General features: G+C 69.8%; 2 protein-coding genes. Both read left to right on the forward strand.

The annotated features are described in order from the left end of the window. The first annotated feature begins 66 nt into the window (after positions 1 to 66). On the forward strand, positions 67 to 603 hold the full coding sequence (locus tag Q8M88_RS06365) for an alpha/beta hydrolase (RefSeq protein WP_305595523.1): 537 nt from the start codon (positions 67 to 69) through the stop codon (positions 601 to 603). Positions 604 to 607: 4 nt separating this feature from the next. Beyond that, positions 608 to 1,143, forward strand: a 536-nt coding sequence (locus Q8M88_RS06370) for a ParB/RepB/Spo0J family partition protein (RefSeq protein ID WP_305595525.1), incomplete at its 3' end; no start/stop codon positions are given.

Here is a 1,143-nt window from a genome sequence, read left to right on the forward strand (position 1 = left end):
CCGGGGCAGCCAGGCTTTTGTGGCCTTTGCGCAAGAGATGGTGGACCGCCTCGGTTCGATGAAACCATGACACCGCGTGTGCTGGTGCTGCCCGGCTGGTTGAACAGCGGCCCCGACCACTGGCAGAGCCGCTGGGAAGCGCTGTATGGCGACCAGCGCGTGGCGCAGCACGACTGGGAAACCCCCCGGCGCGGCGACTGGATGGCCCGGCTCGAAGAGGTGCTGCTGCAGGACGAACGCCCCGCGCTGCTGGTGGCGCACAGCCTGGGCTGCATCCTCACCGCCGCCTGGGCCGCCCATTCCTTGAACACCGCCCGCGTGCTGGGCGCGCTGCTGGTGGCGCCGGGCGACACCGAACACCCCGACCTGGGCCCGCAGCTGCCGAGCTGGGCCCCCATCGTTCGCCAGCCGTTGCCCTTTGCCAGCATTCTGGTGGGCAGTCACAACGACCCCTATTGCCGCTTCGACAAAGCGCAGGCCCTGGCCCAGGCCTGGGGCAGCCACTTCGTGGACCTGGGGGCGCGTGGCCACATCAACGCCGAGTCTGGCCTGGGCGACTGGCCCGAAGGCCGTGCCTGGCTGAACACTTTGAACAAGGGCTGAACCCGTGATCACCAAAAAACCCAAAGGCCTCGGCCGTGGCCTCGAAGCGCTGCTGGGCCCCAAGGTCGATGAGACCGTGCCCGCGCCCAGCGCCGCCGAAGGCTCGCCGTCCAGCCTGACGCTGGACCAGCTGGTGCCCGGCCAGTACCAGCCGCGCACCCACATGGACGAAGGCGCGCTCTACGAGCTGGCCGAATCCATCAAGGCGCAGGGCGTGATGCAGCCCATCCTGGTGCGCCGCCTCAGCGCTGGCGACAACGCGGGCAAGTTCGAGATCATCGCCGGCGAGCGGCGCTTCCGGGCCTCGCGCCTGGCCGGGCTGGACACGGTGCCGGTGCTGGTGCGCGAGGTGCCCGACGAGGCCGCCGCCGCCATGGCGCTGATCGAGAACATCCAGCGCGAAGACCTCAACCCGCTGGAAGAAGCCCAGGGCCTGCAGCGCCTGATCAAGGAGTTTGGGCTCACTCACGAAACCGCCGCGCAGGCCGTGGGCCGCTCGCGCAGCGCCGCCAGCAACCTGCTGCGCCTGCTCAACCTGGC

The sequence above is a fragment of the Phenylobacterium sp. genome (assembly GCF_030693805.1).
Lineage (GTDB): Bacteria > Pseudomonadota > Alphaproteobacteria > Caulobacterales > Caulobacteraceae > Phenylobacterium.

Bases quoted from the DNA above. Each gene is read 5' to 3' on its own strand.
- Q8M88_RS06365 (WP_305595523.1), top strand. From the start codon at position 67: ATGACACCGCGTGTGCTGGTGCTGCCCGGCTGGTTGAACAGCGGCCCC.